Source organism: Aeromonas rivipollensis, assembly GCF_037811135.1.
Classification (GTDB): Bacteria; Pseudomonadota; Gammaproteobacteria; order Enterobacterales; family Aeromonadaceae; genus Aeromonas; species Aeromonas rivipollensis.
Genome location: NZ_CP149130.1, coordinates 842,978 through 862,442, shown reverse-complemented (window position 1 = coordinate 862,442; position 19,465 = coordinate 842,978). Strand labels below are relative to the sequence as shown.

General features: G+C 64.0%; 15 protein-coding genes. 6 read left to right on the top strand and 9 right to left on the bottom strand.

Translation table 11 applies throughout. The features are described 5' to 3' along the window. Positions 1-72: 72 nt before the first annotated feature. Genes WIR04_RS04105 through WIR04_RS04095 form a run of 3 tightly spaced genes read right to left on the bottom strand, consistent with a single transcriptional unit; the run spans position 73 to position 3,592 of the window. Positions 73-1,608, bottom strand: a complete 1,536-nt coding sequence (locus WIR04_RS04105) for an N-acetylmuramoyl-L-alanine amidase (RefSeq protein ID WP_338890678.1) — start codon at positions 1,606-1,608, stop codon at positions 73-75. Beyond that, a complete protein-coding gene (tsaE, locus tag WIR04_RS04100; RefSeq protein ID WP_041206351.1) occupies positions 1,599-2,072 on the bottom strand; it encodes a tRNA (adenosine(37)-N6)-threonylcarbamoyltransferase complex ATPase subunit type 1 TsaE in 474 nt (157 codons plus the stop codon). The genes WIR04_RS04105 and tsaE overlap by 10 nt, the downstream gene beginning before the upstream one ends. A 17-nt stretch (positions 2,073-2,089) precedes the next feature. After that, positions 2,090-3,592 (bottom strand): NAD(P)H-hydrate dehydratase, encoded by a 1,503-nt coding sequence (locus WIR04_RS04095; protein WP_338890677.1) that lies wholly within the window; start codon positions 3,590-3,592, stop codon positions 2,090-2,092. 132 nt (positions 3,593-3,724) lie between these two features. On the opposite strand from WIR04_RS04095, the gene queG reads away from it, so the two are divergent. Further along, positions 3,725-4,879: a tRNA epoxyqueuosine(34) reductase QueG gene (gene queG / locus WIR04_RS04090; protein WP_338890674.1), complete on the top strand. Its 1,155-nt coding sequence runs from the start codon at positions 3,725-3,727 to the stop codon at positions 4,877-4,879. An 83-nt stretch (positions 4,880-4,962) separates the two neighbouring features. Beyond that, positions 4,963-5,706: a polyphosphate--glucose phosphotransferase gene (ppgK, locus tag WIR04_RS04085; RefSeq protein ID WP_025328133.1), complete on the top strand. Its 744-nt coding sequence runs from the start codon at positions 4,963-4,965 to the stop codon at positions 5,704-5,706. Between the two features lie 52 nt (positions 5,707-5,758). On the opposite strand, the gene WIR04_RS04080 is transcribed toward ppgK, so the two are convergent. Further along, entirely contained in the window at positions 5,759-6,214 is a 456-nt protein-coding gene (locus tag WIR04_RS04080; RefSeq protein WP_338890670.1) for a hypothetical protein, read from the bottom strand. Positions 6,215-6,697: 483 nt separating this feature from the next. Between WIR04_RS04080 and metN the strand changes: the two genes are divergently transcribed. The 4 genes from metN to rfaH all read left to right on the top strand — a co-directional run bounded on the left by metN (position 6,698) and on the right by rfaH (position 9,801). Beyond that, the gene (metN, locus tag WIR04_RS04075; RefSeq protein ID WP_338890667.1) at positions 6,698-7,741 is read left to right on the top strand and encodes a methionine ABC transporter ATP-binding protein MetN; all 1,044 of its coding nucleotides are present in this window, start codon (positions 6,698-6,700) and stop codon (positions 7,739-7,741) included. Further along, a complete protein-coding gene (locus tag WIR04_RS04070) occupies positions 7,722-8,375 on the top strand; it encodes a methionine ABC transporter permease (protein ID WP_025328136.1) in 654 nt (217 codons plus the stop codon). The genes metN and WIR04_RS04070 overlap by 20 nt, the downstream gene beginning before the upstream one ends. Before the next feature lie 26 nt (positions 8,376-8,401). Then, positions 8,402-9,202 carry a methionine ABC transporter substrate-binding lipoprotein MetQ gene (gene metQ / locus WIR04_RS04065; protein WP_005327312.1) on the top strand — a complete coding sequence of 267 codons (801 nt, stop codon included), beginning with the start codon at positions 8,402-8,404 and terminating at the stop codon, positions 9,200-9,202. Between the two features lie 98 nt (positions 9,203-9,300). Continuing rightward, complete coding sequence (rfaH, locus tag WIR04_RS04060; RefSeq protein WP_025328138.1) at positions 9,301-9,801, top strand: transcription/translation regulatory transformer protein RfaH; 501 nt, start codon at positions 9,301-9,303, stop codon at positions 9,799-9,801. A 172-nt stretch (positions 9,802-9,973) separates the two neighbouring features. On the opposite strand, the gene WIR04_RS04055 is transcribed toward rfaH, so the two are convergent. From WIR04_RS04055 to dgt, 5 genes are all read right to left on the bottom strand, one after another. Beyond that, complete coding sequence (locus tag WIR04_RS04055; RefSeq protein WP_338890663.1) at positions 9,974-11,950, bottom strand: methyl-accepting chemotaxis protein; 1,977 nt, start codon at positions 11,948-11,950, stop codon at positions 9,974-9,976. Positions 11,951-11,987: 37 nt separating this feature from the next. Beyond that, on the bottom strand, positions 11,988-13,199 hold the full coding sequence (locus WIR04_RS04050) for an EAL domain-containing response regulator (protein ID WP_025328140.1): 1,212 nt from the start codon (positions 13,197-13,199) through the stop codon (positions 11,988-11,990). Then, positions 13,192-17,445 (bottom strand): ATP-binding protein, encoded by a 4,254-nt coding sequence (locus WIR04_RS04045; protein WP_338890660.1) that lies wholly within the window; start codon positions 17,443-17,445, stop codon positions 13,192-13,194. Before WIR04_RS04045 ends, WIR04_RS04050 begins: the two co-directional genes overlap by 8 nt. A gap of 142 nt (positions 17,446-17,587) precedes the next feature. Then, positions 17,588-17,791 (bottom strand): hypothetical protein, encoded by a 204-nt coding sequence (locus WIR04_RS04040; RefSeq protein ID WP_139745667.1) that lies wholly within the window; start codon positions 17,789-17,791, stop codon positions 17,588-17,590. Between the two features lie 291 nt (positions 17,792-18,082). After that, complete coding sequence (gene dgt, locus WIR04_RS04035; RefSeq protein ID WP_338890656.1) at positions 18,083-19,453, bottom strand: dGTPase; 1,371 nt, start codon at positions 19,451-19,453, stop codon at positions 18,083-18,085. Between the last annotated feature and the right edge of the window lie 12 nt (positions 19,454-19,465).

The following is a 19,465-nucleotide window of genomic DNA, read 5'->3' as shown; positions in this document are numbered from 1 at the left end:
TCTCCGCCAACAGGAATCTGGTTGGCCAGAATAGGAGGCAAAATACGGAGCGGCATCGCCAGCTCCCGCGCATTAGTTTTGGGGAATGTAGAGCACCTGCCCTATCTGGATATCCCGTGACTTGAGCTTGTTGATCTCCACCAGCCGTGCCTGGCTCACCCCGTGCTTCTCGGCGAGGCGGGAGAGGCTCTGGCCGCGGGTGACCACGTGGCGGATCATCCTGGACTTGTCGTCGCTCTGCACGCTTGCGACCGGCACGCTCGGCTCCTTGGCTGCCACCTTGTAGGGTTTTATCACCCCGGCACCGGAGGCGCTGCCGACACTGCTGACCGGGGCACCGCCATCACTGCTGCGGCTCGGCACTGTCGCCGGCATCCGGTTGGTCACCTGCTGCCGGGGGGCGGGGGCGACCGCCGCCTTTTTCGCCGCTGGCTGGCTGGCGCTGGCCACTCGCTGCCCCTTGCCCGTCATCATGGGCCCCTTGGTCGGGTGGCTGCGATAGTAGCTGCGGATCCCCTCGAAGATGGCCCGGGCCAGCTGATCCTGGTAGCTGGCAGTGGCCAGCAGCTTCTCTTCCGCATGGTTGGAGATGAAGCCGGTTTCCACCAGCACCGAGGGAATGTCCGGCGCCTTGAGCACCGCCAGGCTGGCGTGCTCCGGTGCCTTCTTGTGCAGTCGGGCAACCCGTCCCATGGAGCGCAGGATCTGGCGGCTCACCTCATAGCCCTCGGCCCTGGACTTGTCCATGGAGAGATCGAGGAAGGTCTGCGCCAGATAGGGATTGGGGTCGGATTCGGCCAATACCTTGCCAACACCGCCCAGCAGCTCCCCCTGCTTCTCCTGCTTCTCCAGCCAGCTGCCCATCTCGCGGTTGGCGCGATTGGTCGACAGCACCCAGACCGAGGCGCCGCGCGGCGTGGAGTTGTGGAAGCTGTCCGCATGCACGGACACCAGCAGATCCGCCTTGGCCTTGCGGGCGATTTCGGAGCGCTTGTTGAGGTCGACGAAGTAGTCACCACGACGGGTCATCACGGCACGCATGCCCGGCTCACGGTCGATCAGCGCCGCCAGCTTCTGGGACACCGACAGAGTCACCCGCTTCTCGTAGGTGCGGCGCGGGCCTATGGAGCCGGGATCTTCCCCGCCGTGACCAGGATCGATGGCGATGACGATGGCCTTGCCCTGACCGCCGACGGGAGCGGGCTGCGCCGTGGCGCCCCCTTTCTCTTCATAGGGCAGATCGATCACCAGGCGATGGCCATAGGGGCCGGCCGGTGCCAGCGGGAACACCACCGGCTTGATGGCGGAGCTGAGATCCAGCACCAGACGCATGCTGCCCTTTTCAAGGGGCGTGCTCTCGCGGATCTTGCGCACCAGCTCGCTCTTGTTCTCGATGCGAGCCAGGTTGGCGGCGTTGCTCGCCCCCTTGAGATCGATCACCAGGCGACTCGGGCCGCTCAGGGTGAAGTAATTGAAATTGGGGGCGCTGCTCATGTCGAGCACCACCCGGGTGTTATCCGGCGATGGCCAGACCCGCACACTCTTGAGCTGATTCGCCCAGGAGGGTAAGGCCATCAGGGAGAGGGCAATAACAAGGATCAAGCGCACTGAGATGACAACCGTTCCAGAATGGCTTCGCCAATAGCAGTGCGGGCCGCAATCAGGGCCTCGCGCTGCTCGTTCACATACGTCAGGGTAATCTCCAGATCGGGGGACGGCAGCCAGCCCTCCCCTTTCTCCGGCCACTCCACCAGGCAGAGGGTGTCGGCGCCGAAATAGTCCCGAATGCCCATGAATTCCAGCTCTTCCGGATCCGCCAGTCGATAGAGATCGAAGTGATAGACCTGCCAGTCGGCCAGTTCATAGGGCTCCACCAGGGTATAGGTCGGACTCTTGACCTTGCCTTGATGGCCAAGCCCTTGCACCCAGCCGCGGGTCAGGGTGGTCTTGCCGGCCCCGAGGGCGCCGTGCAGAAATACGGTAGTAGCCTGCTGGCACGCCTGCGCCAGACGGCCACCCAGTGCCACAGTTGCTGCCTCGTCCGGCAGTGTCATCATCAAGGTTTTTGCCATGTTCTTCTTGTTACTTGTTACGGTGTCGGATTGACCAGACGGCGGATCCAGGGCAGCAGATCCGATGCCAACATACCCCGCTCACCCTCGGCGGCGGCCAGGTCGGCGGCCTCTGCGTGGATCACGGCCCCCAGTCGCGCGGCCATGCTGGCAGACCAGCCCTGGGCCAGGAGGGCGGCGATTATACCAGATAACAGATCCCCCATGCCGCCACTGGCCATGCCGGGATTGCCTTCATCGCAGAGGCTGATGCACTGGCCATCGCAGATGAGCGAGCCCGCCCCCTTGAGCAGCACGACGCCGCCGTATCGCTGCTGCAGCCGGGAAACGGCGGCGAAACGATCCGCCTCGACCTCGGCGACGGCGCACCCCAGCAGGCGGGCCGCCTCCCCGGGGTGGGGCGTGAGCACCCAATTATCCTGATGACGGGGTGCCTGCGCCAGCCAATTCAATCCATCGGCGTCCAATACCAGGGGCAGACTGGCACTGAGGTAGTGTTCGAACTGGGCCCTTCCCCACTCATCCTGACCGAGCCCGGGCCCCAGAACCCGCACCGTGGCCCACCCCTCGTCAGCCCCGGCCGGGCATCCCATCAGCTCGGGCTGCACCAGGCTGGCGGGGGGAGAGTCCGGGTGCTGGCACAGTCGCACCAGACCCGCCCCTGCCCGCAGGCAGGCCTGCCCCGCCAGTAGTATGGCCCCCTGCATCCCCAGGTTGCCCCCCACCAGCAGCACCTTGCCGTGCTTGCCCTTGTGGGCCGAGCGGGGACGGGGAGTGAGCAGGTTCTTTATACGGGGATAATCCAGGCGCTCGGCGGCGGGCACCAGGCCGGCCTCGGGCACCACCCCGAGGGGATCCCAGTCGAGCTGGCCGACGCCGTCCACCCCGTCGGCGGTGAGCATGCCCTGCTTGATGCCGATGAAGCTGAGGGTGCGGGTGGCGTGCACCAGGGCCCCCATGGCGCGGCCGGTGTCGGCATTGAGCCCGGAGGGGAGATCCACCGCCAACACCGGGGCATTCAAGCCATTGATTGTTGCGACGATCTTTGTCATAGGCGAGGAGAGGGGGAGCTGGACACCGGTGCCGAGCAGTGCATCTATCACCAGATCCGGCGGAGGGATCTGCGCCCCCTCGAGCGCATCGGCCATCGTCACCTCTCCCCCCGCCGCCAGCCACTCGTCGGCGGCCCGTCTGGCGTCCCCTCTGAGCAGGCCTGGCGCCCGGGCGGCTATCACCAGGGGCTCGAGGCCGAGTCGACGGGCGAGGCGGGCCAGCACATAGCCATCCCCCCCGTTGTTGCCCGGGCCGACGAAGATCCACCAATGGTGACTCTGGGGCCAGTGATGGCGAGCATAGCTGCACAGGGCGGCACCGGCCCGCTCCATCAGGGCGTAGAGGGCTTGCCCCTCACGCTCGGCCCAGCGCTGCTCCATCTTGCGGATCTGTTCGGCCCGCCACAGGGGCTGTGCTAGACTGGTGTCTTGTTTTTTGCCGATAGCGTCCTCGATAACCTGTACCATGACGGCTCCCCACCTTCATCATCCACTGGCCCGACTCCTGACCTGGCATATGGCATGCCATGACGGTGCACGGCCCTCGTCACCCTCAGTGCCGCAGGCGCCATGCCGCTGCCAGCAGGCAGGTGAGGCACAATGACGGCCGCCGAACTCGCGCAACTGGCCCACGATATCAAGCTCTGGGCACGGGAGCTAGGATTTGACCAGGTCGGCATCACCGACACGGATCTCGCCCTCGAGGAGCCCAGATTGCAGGCCTGGCTGGATGCGGGCCATCACGGCACCATGGACTACATGGCGCGCCACGGCATGATGCGGGCCCGGCCCCACGAGCTGCTGCCGGGCACCCTGCGGGTGCTGTCGGTGCGGATGAACTATCTCCCCTTCGAGGCGGGCTTTGCCGCCACCCTGACGGACCCGACCCTCGGCTACATCAGCCGCTATGCCTTGGGGCGCGACTACCACAAGGTGCTGCGCAACCGGCTCAAGCTGCTGGGGGAGCGCATCGAGCAGCGCTGCCAGACGCTGTTGCCATCCACGCAGGAAACCCCGGGGGAGTGGCGCCCCTTCGTCGATTCGGCCCCCATACTGGAGCGCCCCCTGGCGGCCAAGGCGGGGCTGGGCTGGGTGGGCAAGCACTCGCTGCTGCTCAACGAGTCGGCCGGTTCCTTCTTCTTTCTCGGGGAGCTGCTGGTCAGCCTGCCGCTCCCCGTCGATGCCCCGGTGGAAAAAGAGCAGTGCGGCAAGTGCGTGGCCTGCATCAACATCTGCCCCACCGGCGCCATCGTCGCCCCCTACGTGGTGGACGGGCGGCGCTGCATCTCCTATCTCACCATAGAGAACGACGGCCCCATCCCGGAAGAGTTCAGGCCGCTCATGGGCAACCGCATCTATGGCTGTGACGACTGCCAGCTCATCTGCCCCTGGAACCGCTATGCGGATGCGAGTCCAGAACCCGACTTCAGCCCACGCCCCAATCTGCACCGCCCCCCCCTGCTCGACCTGTGGCAATGGTCGGAGGCGGCATTTTTGAAGCACACCGAAGGCAGCCCCATTCGCCGCATCGGCTACCGGCGCTGGCGCCGCAACCTGGCGGTGGCGCTGGGCAACGGCCCGGCCAGCAGCGATGTCATGGCGGCCCTGCAGCAGGCGCTTCCCGGCGCCGAGCCCATGGTGGCCGAACACATCGAGTGGGCGCTGGCGACCCTGGCGGCGCGCCAGGAGAAAGAGAACAAGAAGACCCGTTTGCTGATCCGCTGCATCGAAAAAGGCCTGCCGGATCACGCATAAGTGATCTGGCCCTTGCCGGATGACAGCACTTTTTTCATGCTCTGCCGACCATTGACCATAGGCACAATAAAAGGAAGATTCGGATGCAGATGTTGGGAGTAGATATTGGTGGCTCCGGGATCAAGGGCTGCCTGGTGGACACCGAGACTGGCGAACTGATTGGCGAGCGCCACCGCATCGCCACGCCGCAACCGGCCACCCCGGCCGCAGTGGCGCACACCCTCAAGGCGCTGGTCGAGCATTTCCAGTGGAAGGGCCCCGTGGGGTGCGGCTTCCCCGCCACCATCCACAACGGCATCGCCAAGAATGCCTCCAACATCGACAAGAGCTGGATCGAGACCGACGCCGCCCACCTGTTCGCCGACGTGACCGGCCTGCCCTGTCACGTGCTTAACGACGCCGATGCGGCCGGGCTGGCCGAGATGCGCTTCGGCACGGGGCGGGATCGCCAGGGGGTCATCATCCTCATCACCGTCGGCACCGGCATAGGCACAGCGGTATTCGTCAACGGCCAGCTGCTGCCGAACACCGAGCTGGGACATCTCATGCTGGAGGGCATGGTCGCCGAGCACTACTGCTCCGATGCGGTGCGCAAGCGCGAGGATCTCTCCTGGAACCGCTGGGGCAAGCGCTTCAACAAGTACCTGGCCCGCCTCGAGTTCCTCTTCTCCCCCGATCTCTTCATCCTGGGAGGCGGCAGCGCCGCCAAGCTCGACAAGTTCATCGACCGGATCGAGACCCGAGCCCCCCTGGTGGCGGCAGCGAACCTCAACCAGGCCGGCATCATAGGGGCCGCCCTCTACGGCGCGGACCGGCAAGAGGGCTGAGCCTGCCCCGACAACGCAGCAAGAGGCCCGAAACGGCCTCTGTCATGGCGCGCTAGAGATCGTCGAGCCGATGGGCCCCGTGCACCAGCCGGGTCAGCCGGGATTGCGCCATGGACGCCAGAGAGCTCAGCAGTGCAGCCGTGTCCGGCGTGGGGCACTCCCGGGCCAGACGCTCAAGCTCGCCAACGAGTTTCTCCTCCTGCCGCGACACCAGGGCCACTATCTCATCGGGCTGAGTGCCAGCCGCCAGCGCCAGGCGCTGGCAATCGGCCAGCAGATCCACACCGAATCCCTGATCCAGCCAGGTCTCCTTGACCCCGCTCCCCATCTGCTCCCGATAGTCGTGCAGGTGGGCCGCCGCCGCGTCCTCCCGCCCTTGCAGATAGGCCAGCAACATCCGGCTGCGCTCCCCATCCACCTGGGGGATCAGGCGCCCGTAACTGCGCCCCTGCTGCTGATGCAATTGTTCGAGGTAAAGCATCAGGTCCTTGATCTGTTGAAATCGCATCTCTGCTTCCTCCTGCCGTCCACCTCCTGCCAGTATAAAAAAACGCCTATCTCTCCTTGAATAAAATCGGTCGCTTTTTGTTCTACATCAAAGGGATGGGGAAGAAAAAGGAGAAAACGAAGAGCAAGAGGCAAAGAGATGTCATCCCTGTCATGCTGGCAACAGGCTGCCAGCACCCAGGGAGAGGCCGTGACAAAACGGGGGAATCATCGAGTTAAGGAGGATTATCCAGGTTATATTCGGACGGATGATTTCAAATCAGAATCTAATATTGAAGCTGCCGGTTTACCCCTCTTCCCTTAGTCAGCGAGCGGGAATCCTTATCCATTTTTTAGACGTCTAGACGTAGAAACATGCGTTGACACAGCCATCCGGACATCTTAGCATCATCCTCCATGATGGCAGAGCAACCCAGTGAAACCTCTGCCCAATTCACCCGCCTGTAGCGCCCTGTGCTTTAAGGCTGTTAGCACGGAAGAATCCATGATTAAGTTGATCGGTCTCAACAAAGTCTACGGTAAAGGCAGTGACGCCGTGCACGCCCTGCGTGACGTGAGCCTGCATGTGCCACAAGGCAAGATTTTCGGGGTGATCGGCGCCTCCGGTGCCGGCAAGAGCACCCTTATTCGTTGCGTCAACCTGCTGGAGCGCCCCACCGAAGGCCAGGTCATCGTCGATGGTCAGGATCTGGTGGCCCTGAGCGAGCGGGATCTGACCCAGGCTCGCCGCCAGATCGGCATGATCTTCCAGCACTTCAACCTGCTGGCCTCCCGCACCGTGTTCGCCAACATCGCCTTCCCGCTGGAGCTGGCGGGCTGGAGCAAGGCACAGATCCAGGCCCGGGTCGACGAGCTGCTGGCCCTGGTCGGGCTGGAAGCCCGTGCCCACGCCTATCCGTCCGAACTCTCCGGCGGTCAGAAGCAGCGCGTCGCCATCGCCCGCGCCCTGGCACCAGCCCCCAAGGTATTGCTGTGTGACGAGGCCACCTCGGCCCTCGACCCCCAGACCACCCGATCCATCCTGAGCCTGCTCAAGGAGATCAACGTCAAGCTGGGGCTCACCATACTGCTCATCACCCACGAGATGGACGTGGTGAAGGGGATCTGTGACGAAGTGGCCATCATCAGCGACGGTCGCCTGATCGAGCAGGGAGAAGTGGCCTGGTTCTTCAGCAACGCCAAGACCCAGCTGGCCCGTGACTTCATCCACTCCACCATCCACCTGGAGGTGCCCCAGGAGTACCAGGACAGGATGAGCAGCGAGCGGGTGGCCAACAGCTACCCCCTGGTGAAGCTCGGCTTCACCGGTGCCACCGTCGATTCGCCGCTCATCTCCGAGGTGAGCCGCCGTTTCAACATCGACATCAGCATACTGAGCGCAGACATCGAATACGCCGGTGGCGTCAAGTTCGGCTTCCTGCTGGCGGAACTGTTCGGGGATGAGGCCCAGTGCGAGGCCACCCAGCAGTTCTTCATCGACAACCACATTCAGCTGGAGGTAATGGGCTATGTCCGAAGCCATGATTAATCTGCTCATCACAGCCCTCGGCGACACCCTGATCATGGTGTTTGCCTCCGCCCTGTTCGGCTGCCTGCTCGGCCTGCCGCTGGGCGTGGCACTGCACGTGACCAAGGCCGGCCAGATCCTGGCCAACCCGCTGCTGAACAAGATCCTCGGCATCATCGTCAACGTCGGCCGCTCGGTGCCCTTCATCATACTGCTGGTGGCCATCATTCCGCTGACCCGGCTGATCGTCGGCACCAGCATAGGCACCATAGCCGCCATAGTGCCGCTGACCGTCGGTTGCATCCCCTTCATCGCCCGTCTGGTGGAAGGTGCCCTGATGGAAGTGCCGGACGGCCTGCTCGAAGCCGCCAAGGCCATGGGTGCCAAACCCTTGCAAATCATTGCCAAGGTGCTGCTGCCCGAGGCCCTGCCCGGGATCCTCAACAGCATCATCATCACCCTCGTCACGCTGGTGAACTACTCCGCCATGGCCGGTGCCATCGGGGGGGGTGGTCTCGGTGATGTGGGTATTCGCTACGGCTACCAGCGCTTTGACCCTACCGTCATGCTGGTCACTGTGGTCATTCTGGTGGTACTGGTTCAACTCATCCAGAGCGCAGGTGAGCGCCTGGTCAAACAATGTGATCATCGTTAATCGTCGATTTCTGACAGGAGGTTTTTATGAAATTGGGCATTAAATCCGCGGCAGCTGCGCTGCTGGCAACTCTGGTACTGGTCGGCTGCGGTCAGAAAGAAGAGAGCAAGACCCTGAAAGTCGGCGCCATCGCCGGCCCCGAGACCGAACTGGTCGAGACCGCGGCCAAGGTGGCCAAGGAGAAATACGGCCTGACCGTCGAGATCGTCACCTTCTCCGACTACGTCACCCCCAACGTGGCCCTGAACGACGGCAGCGTCGACGTCAACGCCTTCCAGCACAAGCCCTACCTGGATGCCCAGATCCGTGATCGTGGCTTCAAGCTGGTGCCGGTTGGCAACACCTTCGTCTACCCGATCGCCGGTTACTCCAAGAAGATCAAAGCCCTGTCCGAGCTGAAAGACGGTGCCCAGATCGCGGTGCCGAACGATCCGACCAACCTGGGTCGCTCCCTGATCCTGCTGGAGAAGCAGGGCCTGCTGAAGCTGAAGGAAGGCGCCGGTCTGGAAGCGACAGTGCTGGACATCGCCAGCAACCCGCGCAACTTCAAGATCGTCGAGCTGGAAGCCGCTCAGCTGCCCCGCTCCCTGGAAGATGTTGATCTCTCCATCATCAACAACACCTTCGCCGGTCAGATTGGCCTGACCCCGACCGAAAACGGCCTCTTTGTCGAAGACAAGGAGTCCCCCTACGTCAACCTGATCGTTGCCCGCGAGAACAACAAGGACGACGAGAAGGTCAAGGAGTTCGTCCAGGCCTTCCAGACCGACGAGGTCTACAAGAAGGGAACCGAGCTGTTCAAGGGCGGCCTGGTGAAAGGTTGGTAATCACTCACTCTGTAAAAATGGCCACGCCAAGCGTGGCCTTTTTTTTTGCCCCCGTTATCATAGCCAGAAGCACGGCAACACGAAAAAACAGAACAACAATGAAGAAATGGTATCTGGCCTACTGCAAGCCCAAGGAAGAGGCCCGCGCCCGCGCCCATCTGGCGGCGCAAGGCGTCGAATCCTATTACCCCATGGTGGAAGTGGAGAAGCTGCGGCGTGGCAAACGGGTCCCGCTGCGTGAACCCATGTTCCCCAACTACCTGTTCATCTACGTGGATCTGGATGTGGTCACCCCGGTCACCCTGAAGTCCACCCGCGGCATCAGCCGCATCATCCACTTCGGCAAGGAGTGGAGCCCCGTCAGCAGCCAGCTGATCTACCGGCTGATGAGCCGGGACGACAGCGACGAGGCGCGCGCCAGCTACGCCTGCCTGCCGACGCAAGGGGACAAGGTATTGATCGAATCAGGCCCCCTGGCCGGGTTCGAGGCCATCTACCTGGAGCCGGATGGGGAGAAGCGGGCGATCCTGCTGGTCAGTCTGCTCAATCAGGAAACCAGCAGCAGTTTCGACAATCAGGCCTTCCGGCGTCTGGACTAACCATCCAGCGTTTGGTCTGAGTCGGCAGCGAGCAGCGCCCCATGCCTGCTGGTCAGTCTGCTGAATCAGGAAACCAGCGGCAGCTTCGACAATCAGGCCTTACGGCGTCTGGAGTGAAAAAAGCGGGGCAGGCCCATAGGTCTGCCCCGCTTTTTTGTCACCTCAGCCTGACTCAGGCACCCAGCTCGAAGCGGCTGATGGCCGCGGTCAGCTGGCCAGTCTCCCGGGTCAGTCTGGCGGCGATCAGCTCCCCCTGCTGACTGTGCTCGCTGGACTGATGGCTGAGCCCGGCGATCTCCTCCACAGTGCCCGCCACCTCCTGGGCCACCCTGGACTGCTGCTCGGTCGCGGTGGCGATGGCGGCGAGCTGGCCGCAGAGATCCTGCACCAGCGCCGACATGGCCGCCAGGGTCTCGGTGGCCGAGGCCACGGCGCCCCTGCCCTGCTCCACCAGCAGGGTGCCGCTGCCCACGGTATCCGCCGTCTGCCGGGTCTGCTGCTGGATGCTGGCGATGGTCTGGTTGATCTCCGCCGTCGACTGGCTGGTGCGGCTGGCCAACTGGCGCACCTCGTCCGCCACCACGGCGAACCCCCGCCCCTGCTCCCCGGCGCGCGCCGCCTCTATGGCGGCATTGAGCGCCAGCAGATTGGTCTGCTCGGCGATGGTGGCGATCACTTCGGTGACCCGGCCCACCTGCTCGCTCTGGCTGCGAAGGAGCGACATCGCCTGATTGGCCTGGGTGATCATGGCGGCAATCTGCGCCATGGTGGCACCCATGCGGGCGAGGGCCTGCTCCCCCTGTCTCGCCTGTTGCTCGGTCTGACGCGCTGCGCCGGCCGCATCGGCGATGTTGCCCGCCACGTCCCTGGTGCTGGCGGACATCTGCTCTATGGCGGCCGCGACCGTATCCAGCCGCTGATTCTGACTCGCCAGATCGTCCACTATGGCATTGGTGGTCTGACCCACCTCCCGGCCGGCTCCTTCCACCTGCGCCACCGCCCCCTGGATCTCCCCCACCAGCTGGCGCAGCTGGCTCGACATCCGGTTGATGGAGCCGGTCAACCCGCCCAGTTCGTCCTGGCGCAGCACCGGCAGGGGCTCCCTCGGCAGGCGGCCATCGGCGACCTGCCCGGCCCGGTTCACCAGGCTGGCGATGTCACGGGTCAGGCGGCGGCTGAACAGCAGGGCCACCAGGGTGCCGAGCAAGATCACGCTGGTGGTCGCCAGCAGCAGGGTGCGGTGGATGGCCTGACTGGCCCCGGCCAGCTTGCCCGCTATCTTGTCCACTTGCCCCCGGGTCTGGGTCACCTGGCTCGCCAGCTGATCGGCGAGCCGGGTCAGGGAGGGTTCGATATCGGTGGCCATCAGGTGATTGGCCTGATCCCAGTCCGGCGCCTGCCGCCTGGCGATCACCTGCCCCACCAGCTCGGCAAAGGGTGCCGACATCTCCTCAAAGAGCGTCCACAACCCCTTCTGCGCCTCGGTGAAGTTGGCCTGCTGCTGTTTCAGCTCGGCCACCCGCTGCAGATGGAACTGGTAGTAGTCCTGGTACTTGTCGCGATACTCCTTGTCCCCCGAGATGAGAAAGTCCCGCAGGGCGGAGAGGGCATTGGCCAGCCCGTTGTAGGCATCCCCCACCTGCTTGAGCAGCAGGCGGCGATCGCCGGGCAACGCCTCCTCGGGAGTCGCCACCTCTTCGTTGGCAATGGATTGCAACTGATCGAGGGCCGCCTCCGCCAGGGGGCCTGCCTCCAGCAGCATCAGGGTGTGGGCCGGCAGGTTCTCTTCGGTATGGGCCAGGGCCCATACCTTCTCCTGCGCCCCCTTGAAGCTCTTGAGGGAGCGGGTCAGGGCGGGCGTGAATCCCTGCTGCTCTATGGCACGCCAGGCCTGCTCCCACTCCTGCTTGATACGCGCACCTTGCGTGGGATCCTTGCCGAGGATGAGGTAGGCCCGCAGGGAGGAGACGGTGGCGATCAGGGCCTTCTGGCTCGCCTCGTCCCGTTGCAGGGCGGGCAGGGCCTGGGCCAGCAAGGCCTCCTGGGAGGCTTCAATCCGGCCGAGCTGATGGTAGACAAGGGCGGAGGAGAGAATGATGAGCAGGTTGATAAAACAGAAACTCAACAACAGCTTGCTTGATATTTTCATGACCATCCTTGTGTCGCAGCGGGCATCCTGCCCTTGATTAGCGCCCGATCAATGCGGGCAATCGTTCGCGCCAGGTGTCATGCCAGACGAGCAACTCCTCGCGTGGCATGGGACGGGCGGAGAAGAACCCCTGGCACTGATCGCACCCCAGCCTGGCCAGCAGCAGCCAGGTGGCCTCGTCCTCGACCCCCTCTGCCACCGATTTTAACCCCAACTTGCGCGCCAGTTCGATACTGGATTCGATAATGGCGAGGCGGGAGGGATCTTCATAGCAGCGATCGACGAAGGATCTGTCCAACTTCAGCTCGGTGAACGGCAGCAGGGCGAGCTGCTGCATGGAGGAGTAGCCGGTCCCGAAGTCGTCGATGGAGAGGCCGAAACCGTGCATCCGCAAGCGGGTCAACACCTCCAGCGACTTGCCGAGATCCTTGACGAAGGCGCTCTCTGTCACCTCCAGGGTGATGAGCTCGGGGTTGATGCTCCAGCGCTGGCAGTGATTGAGCAGGGTATTGCACAGATCCCCCTCGATAAGCGAAGTGGTGGAGAGGTTCATCGAGAGGTTGAGGGAGAGCCCTGTCTTCTCCCACAGGTGGCCGTCGCGCAATGACTTGCCGATGATCACCTCGGTCAGCGGATCCATGAGCCCGTTGTGCTCCGCCAGCGGGATGAAGCGGGCCGGCGAGATGAGCCCATACTCGGGGTGCTGCCAGCGGGCGAGCGCCTCCATGCCGACCCACTGACCGCTTTCAAAGCTCACCTTGGGTTGATACCAGGGCAGCAGCTGGTCCTGCTCCAGGGCCCGGCACAGCTCATCCAGACTCAGGCTGCGGCCGTCCTCCTCCTGGCTGCGCGCCTGCTGGGGCTGCCAGGCACCGATCAACTGGGCTATCTGCTGATGACTGGCGGGTTTGTCGATGCGCCCCAGCACCTGCAGGCCGTAGGCGCGGCTCATGCGCAGCACTGCGTCGACCACATCGTCCTCCAGTGCGCTGCACAGCACTATGCCACCGCGAAAGCCCCCCAGGGAGAGGCGACGCAGCAGGGCCATGCCATCCATGCCCGGCATCCGCAGATCGCAGAACAGGATGTCGACCTGATGGTGCTGACACTGGGTCAGCGCCTCCTCCCCGTCCTGGGCTTCCAGCAGGTTGCCGTAGCCAAGCCCGCGGATCTGGTGCATCAGGGCCTTGCGCTGGAAGTTGTGATCCTCCACCACCATGATCACCAACTCATGCCGTGCACTATTCATCGAGCCATAACTCCATTTCACCTCTGATAGAGTCCATCAATGCCTGTACCGTCTGGCCCAGCTCGTCGAGCCTGTCCAGTTGCTTCAACCTGGCCGCCGCCTCCAGCTGGGCGGCCTCGGTCGCCAGGGCCTGCTGCCCGACCATGCGGGCGGCCCCCTTGATGCGATGCGCCGTCTCCACCAGCGCCTGGGTATCCTGCCTGGCCAGCGCCAGCATCATGTCCTCGCCATCCTGGCGGTTGGCCTCCAGATACTCCCTCCCCATGCTGCGCGCCACCGCCTCGTCCCCGAACAGGGTCAACCAGCTTATTCCCGGTGCCTGAACCTCTGCTTGCCGGGACGCCATTGTCTCTTGTTGCGGGCTGACTGCCGGTAGCCAGCGAGCCAGGGTCTGACGAAGGGTTTCCAGGCTGTAGGGTTTGAACAGCATGTCGTTCATGCCGGCCTCCAGCATCTGCTGGCTGGCCTCCTCCGAGGTGTCGGCGGTGACGCCTATGATGGGCGCCTCGTCACCGGCCGCCCGCAGGGTACGCGCCAGGGTATAGCCATCCATCACCGGCATGTGACAGTCGGTGAGCAGCAGGGCGAACTTCTGCCCCTGCCAGGCACGCAGCGCCTTCTCCCCATCATCCACCACCTCGGGGTCTATGCCGAGGATGGCGAGCTGGCGGGTCAGCAGCGCGCGGTTGACCGGATGATCGTCCGCCACCAGCACCCTGCCCCTGAGCCGCTCTCCCTGCATCTGCATCGGCTGACTCGGCCGCTCGCTCGACAGCTGGCGACAGGTCTCCAGCAGCAGGTCCGGGTAGATGGGGGACTGGCCTATCCGCCACCAGGCGTCACTGCCCATGCGGCCACGCAATGCCTCATGGGGGGAGAGTACTATGCCCTTGAGCGAAGATTGCTGCAAATGCTGCAACCAGCCACTGCCAAGGACCTGCTCCAGGCGGCTCTCCTGCGCCAGCAGGTAGCCCTCAAGGGGATGACGCCACTGCTCGGCGGTCAGGGGGTGGAGTGTGGCGCCGAGTTGCTCCATCACGGCTTGCAGCACCTCGTCCTCACCGAACCACCACCAACGCTGACCTGCCAGCGGCGGGGCATCCCATTGACACTCGGCCAGGGGGATCGCGAAGGTCACTGTGGTGCCGACCCCCGCCTCGCTCTCCAGCACCAGGCTCCCCCCCATCTTCAGGGTCAGCTGATGGCAGATGGCGAGCCCGAGCCCGGTGCCGCCGAAACGCCGGGTGATGTCGGACTCCACCTGCTTGAAGGGGGTGAACAGATTGACCTGCTTCTCCCGGGCTATGCCGATCCCCGTATCCCGCACCTTCAATGTCAGCCGATGGTCCTGATAGCCCACCTGGATGGCAATCCCCCCCGCCTCGGTGAACTTCACTGCGTTGCTCAGCAGATTGGAGATCACCTGACCCACGCGCACCGCGTCCATGCTGGCATGATCCGGCACCTCCGGCCCCCACCCCAGCGTCACGTTGAGCCCCTTGCCATAGGCCAGGGTAGCATGACCCCGGATGACGTCGCAGATGACAGAGGTCAACCGGCAGGGATGGGGATTGAGTTGCAACTGCCCTGCCTCCATCTTGGAGAAGTCCAGGATGTCGTTCACCAGATAGAGCAGGTGATTGGTGGAGGTCGAGATGTTGCGCAGCATGTAGCGCTGATCGTCATCGAGGGAGCTCATCTGCAGCAGCTCCAGCATGCCGTGCATGCCGGAAATGGGGGTGCGCAACTCGTGGCTCATGGTGGCGAGGAACCGGCTGCGTACCTGGGTCGCATCCTCTGCCACCCGTCTGGCTTCACGCAGCTCCAGCTCCTGGCGCTTGAGCTTGGTGATGTCCTGTACCACCCCGTTCAGGATGACCCCCTCCAGCCCCTCCTGTCGCACGAAGTGGCCCCGGATCTGCAGGTAGCCCGCTTGACCCTGGCGCCTGATCTCCACCTCGAGATCCAGCGGCTGCATGGTCAGGGCATGGCGCTCCACCGTGGTCATGAAGTCATGCAGGGCTTGCCCCGTCAGCCCCAGAAGGGAGTCGTCGGCCTCCTCGGATCCCAGCATCTCCTTGAGCCCCTGGGAGGTATAGAGGAAGCTGCCATTGCCCGGCCCCAGCCAGTGATACTGATAGACCAGCCCCGGCATGCTGTCGGTGATCTGGGTCAGCCGGGTCTGCGCCTCCTGCGCCGCGGAACGCGCCTGCTTCAGTTCGGTGACGTCCGTCAGTACGGTCAGGATCCCGAGCCGCTTGCCGTCGGGACCGACGAACAGCCGCTTGGTGTAAATCATCTGATGCTCCACACCATCGGCGAGCCGGATCTCGCCGCGGCCGTGGAACTCCTCGCCGCTCTCCCAGACCCGGGCGTCCTCCTCGATCACCCTGGCCCGAATGGCCTCCGGCAGCCTGTCCTTGAGCAAGCGCTCATAGGAGCCGCTCAGGTTCTCGCCCCCCAGGAACATCTGCCGATATGCCAGGTTGGTCATCGCGATCTCATAGTGCTCATTGGTCAGCACCACCTGGTTGGGCAGGGCATCCAGCATCATCTGGACGAACACCAGCTGCTCTTCGAGCCGGCGCTCCGCCTCCCGTCGCTGGCTGTTCTGTCGGCGCAGGGTCCGGTTCCAGCCCACGAACAGCAGCAGGAAGAGCAGAAAAATCCCCGCGCCCAGCGAGGACCAGAGCAACACCTTGTGCGGATCCAACCCCGTCTGTATGGTCAGGGAGAGCCACTTCTTCTCCAGGGCGACCAGCTCCGCCGGGGGGATGGAGAGCAGCACCTTGGTCAGGATCTGCTGCAGCATGGGGTCCTGCAGATGGGCCGCCATGGCGATGGGAACCCGCAACTCGCTGCCGGAGAAGACCACCTGATAGCGATCGCTGAAGCCCCTCTGAAGCGACTGCTCCAGGGTGGTCATGCTCATCAGCACATAGTCCACCTTATGCTGATCCAAAAGCGGCAGCAGCTCGGGATCGCTTGCGACCGTCACGGCCTCGGCCCCCACCTCGCTCAGCAGAGATTTCTCCACCGAGCCCCCCACCATGCCCACCCTGTACCCCTTCAGATCCCTGGGACCGGTCAGCTCCGCCATGCCATACCTGCCCACTATCACCCGGTTCAAAGAGACATAATTGGGCGTAAAGCGGGCAAACTGCCGGCGCTCCATGGTCGGGGTCATGGCCGGGATGACGTCCAGCTTGCGAGCCTGGAACAGCTCGAGCGTCTGGGCCCAGCTCTTGGTCTGCACCAGGGTGAACTGCAGGCCGGCACGCTGGTTCAACATCGTCAGCAGATCGGCAACCAGCCCCTTGAGGCGGCCCCTGTCGTCTATCTCGCTCATCCCGGGCCAGTCCGGGGCGACCCCGTACTTGAGCACAGGGTGTTGCTGCAGCCACGCCTGCTCCGGCGCGCTGAAGACGACCTCCTTGCTGCCCTTCACCAGCTCATACTCCACTATGCCCCCCGCCTCCAGGATGCGGCGACGCTCGCCGGGCGAGATGTCATCCAGCGCCCGCTCGAGCAGCCCCTGCAGGGGCTCGTTGCCCGGCGCCACCGCCATGGCGAGGGAGGTATCCTTCATCCAGTCCACAGTGGTGACCGCCATGCCCGCCATGGCCTGCAGGCGGCTCAACATGGGCAGCTCGGCCAGATAGGCGTCCGCCTTTCCCTCCTTGAGCATGAAGATCGCCTCATCCCGGCTGTCCACCGTCACCAGGTTCGAAATGCCAAGCCGCAGCAGCTCATCGCAGGCACTGACACCGAAGACGCAGACCCAGCGCACCCCGTAGGCCTCCTCCAGGGAGAGGTTCTCTCTCCCTCCGGTCAACAGGACGGCACGGGGCAGCGCCATCAGCTCGGAGGTAAACAGCATCTGCAGCTTGCGGATCGGGCTGGGAGCCACGCCTATCACCATGTCGACCTTGCCTTCCAGCAACGCCTGCTGGACCGCCGTATTGTTGGCATAGGTGCGATAACGCAGCTCGAGGCCCAGGCTACCCGCAATCTGCGAGGCAAAGGCATCCAGGGGGCCGGTGAAGTTACCCCGGCCATCGGTATAGATATAGGGGGGCCAGGCCGTCGCTGGCATGCCGACCACCAGCTCATCGTGGGTGAAGAGCCATTGCTGCCCGGAGGGCGTTAAGGCGCTCCTGTCCAGCAGCGTCTCGACCGCCGTCGCCCCCTGGCTACAGCAGGCCAGCCAGCACAACAGGATGAGGCGATAGCAGCGGCAAAGCATAGTTAACTCCCGTATGTATAGGAGGGGGATCATAATGTGTCTGGCTCAATGTGCGACAACAAAATTGAGAGAATGCTCATCAGGAAAGAAAAATGGCAGGCCCAGGCCTGCCATCCAGGAGTCGGGGCCGGAGCCCCTCGCCTCAGGTTATTCGATTCCCGAGTCGGAAACCGGTTTGAAACTCCCGCTCACGGATGTGGGCGACCTGCACATTGTGCCCTTCCAGCCCGATGTCCTTGAGCAGGGCGGGAGAGAGATGCAGATAGCTGACGCGACGTTCCAGCCGGGTGATCCGTTTTTGAACCAGGGTTTCGACGCGGCGCAGCAGGGCGAGTTCGATAGACATAATATTCTCCAGTTGAACGTGCGGTTCTCCCGGAGAGAGGCATCACCCTGCGGGACAACCGCGGGTGATGAAAAAGCAGGTGTTACCTGTTCCCTCCACGCGGTAAATAAAGAGCACGAGTCTTCGCGCTGCCATTGCAGCGATCGAACGCAACGTTGAACATGGAATGTTGCATGATCGTCTCCTTACCGTGTGAAAGTTGAACAAGTTGCCACAGTCTAAAAAAACACCGAATTTTACGCAATATCTCCCCCACCCATATGGGTGGAATGCGGCCAGAAGCGGCCCCGGTCAAATCCCGGACAACAACCGGAACTCCTCAAGCGTATAGGTATCCGTCATGCCGCTGACGTAGTCGAGCAGGAGCCGCACCCTGTAGTACCACTCCTGCTCGGCCCCCTTGTCAAAGCGCGGATCCCGGATGGCCACCGCCAGCCGGTAGGCCTTGAGATGGCGGGCCGACAACCGGTGGAACAGCCGCCGGGCGAAGAAGAGCTCGCTCCCGCCGTTACCGGCCAGCAGCCGCTCGAATTGGGCGGCCGGCAGCGCCAGCAGGCAGGCATAGGTGGAGAGCACCCCGCGCAGGGCGGCATAGCCTTCCAGCTCCAGTGCCTCGACCTCGGGGCGCATGAACACCTGCTCCCTCGCCACCCCCTTGAGCACATCCAGCACCCGGGCAGCCGGAGCCTGACCGTGCAGCAGCGCCCTGGGGTAGGCCCCGCTCAGTATGGCCTCGTGATCGCTCACATAGGTGTGGGCCGCCAGCGCCACCAGATCCCGGGTCAGATGCTGGCGAAAATGGGGGAAGAAGCCCCGGCCGGAGGCGAGCGCCTCCTCGAGCAGAGTGGCCATGTAGTCCCCCCCATCGGCACTGCGCAGCGCCGCCAGCAGCTCCCCCTGGGTGAGGATGCGCCTGTCCACCGCGTCCTCCAGATCGGCGATGCAGTAGGAGATGTCGTCCGCCGCCTCCATGATGTAGACCAGCGGATGCCGGCATCCCGGCGCCAGCCCCAGACTCTGGCCGAGGGCGCGGTAGAGGGGTTGCTCGCTGAAGAAGATGCCGCGCTTGCTGGTCCAGCCATGGTGCTGGCCATAGCCCTGGGGACTGTGCAGCAGGGGCTGCTGCGGGTATTTGCACAGGGCCGCCAGCTGGCCCAGGGTGAGGTTCATCTCGTGCAGGCTGTGCACCAGCCGCAGGCTCTGGGCATTGCCGTCGAACACCAGCAGGTCCTGGCGCAACTCGGCCCACTGCGGGCTCGGCAGTTGTTCATGGGCGCTGGCGAACAGCTCATCCAGCGACTGTGCCAGCCACTGGCTCATCACCTGCTCGCCAAAGTGGCCAAACGGCGGGTTGCCGACGTCGTGCAGCAGGCAGGCCATCTCCACCAGGTTGATGAAGGCCCCTTCGCAGACGGTGCCCGCCGGCAGGGCCGCAAGGATGCGCCTGCTGATCTGGCGACCCGTCTCCTGCACCTCCAGGGAGTGGGTGAGACGGCTGCGCACCGAGGCCTTCACATCCAGCGGGAAAACCTGGGTCTTCTGCTGCAACCGGCGCACCGGCGCCGCCTGTACGATGCGGGCGCGATCCTGCTCGGTCGCCTCCAGCAGCTCCTCGCTGCCCCAGGGGTGAATGCGCGCCGGGGTAATCAGACTGTCATACATGGTGCGGCTCCT

Coding starts and splice junctions, on each gene's coding strand:
- metQ (WP_005327312.1), top strand. CDS start 8,402: ATGAAATTGGGCATTAAATCCGCGGCAGCTGCGCTGCTGGCAACTCTG.
- WIR04_RS04045 (WP_338890660.1), bottom strand. CDS start 17,445: ATGCTTTGCCGCTGCTATCGCCTCATCCTGTTGTGCTGGCTGGCCTGC.
- WIR04_RS04050 (WP_025328140.1), bottom strand. CDS start 13,199: ATGAATAGTGCACGGCATGAGTTGGTGATCATGGTGGTGGAGGATCAC.
- tsaE (WP_041206351.1), bottom strand. CDS start 2,072: ATGGCAAAAACCTTGATGATGACACTGCCGGACGAGGCAGCAACTGTG.
- WIR04_RS04080 (WP_338890670.1), bottom strand. CDS start 6,214: ATGCGATTTCAACAGATCAAGGACCTGATGCTTTACCTCGAACAATTG.
- WIR04_RS04070 (WP_025328136.1), top strand. CDS start 7,722: ATGTCCGAAGCCATGATTAATCTGCTCATCACAGCCCTCGGCGACACC.
- WIR04_RS04095 (WP_338890677.1), bottom strand. CDS start 3,592: ATGGTACAGGTTATCGAGGACGCTATCGGCAAAAAACAAGACACCAGT.
- rfaH (WP_025328138.1), top strand. CDS start 9,301: ATGAAGAAATGGTATCTGGCCTACTGCAAGCCCAAGGAAGAGGCCCGC.
- ppgK (WP_025328133.1), top strand. CDS start 4,963: ATGCAGATGTTGGGAGTAGATATTGGTGGCTCCGGGATCAAGGGCTGC.
- queG (WP_338890674.1), top strand. CDS start 3,725: ATGACGGCCGCCGAACTCGCGCAACTGGCCCACGATATCAAGCTCTGG.
- metN (WP_338890667.1), top strand. CDS start 6,698: ATGATTAAGTTGATCGGTCTCAACAAAGTCTACGGTAAAGGCAGTGAC.
- WIR04_RS04055 (WP_338890663.1), bottom strand. CDS start 11,950: ATGAAAATATCAAGCAAGCTGTTGTTGAGTTTCTGTTTTATCAACCTG.
- WIR04_RS04040 (WP_139745667.1), bottom strand. CDS start 17,791: ATGTCTATCGAACTCGCCCTGCTGCGCCGCGTCGAAACCCTGGTTCAA.
- dgt (WP_338890656.1), bottom strand. CDS start 19,453: ATGTATGACAGTCTGATTACCCCGGCGCGCATTCACCCCTGGGGCAGC.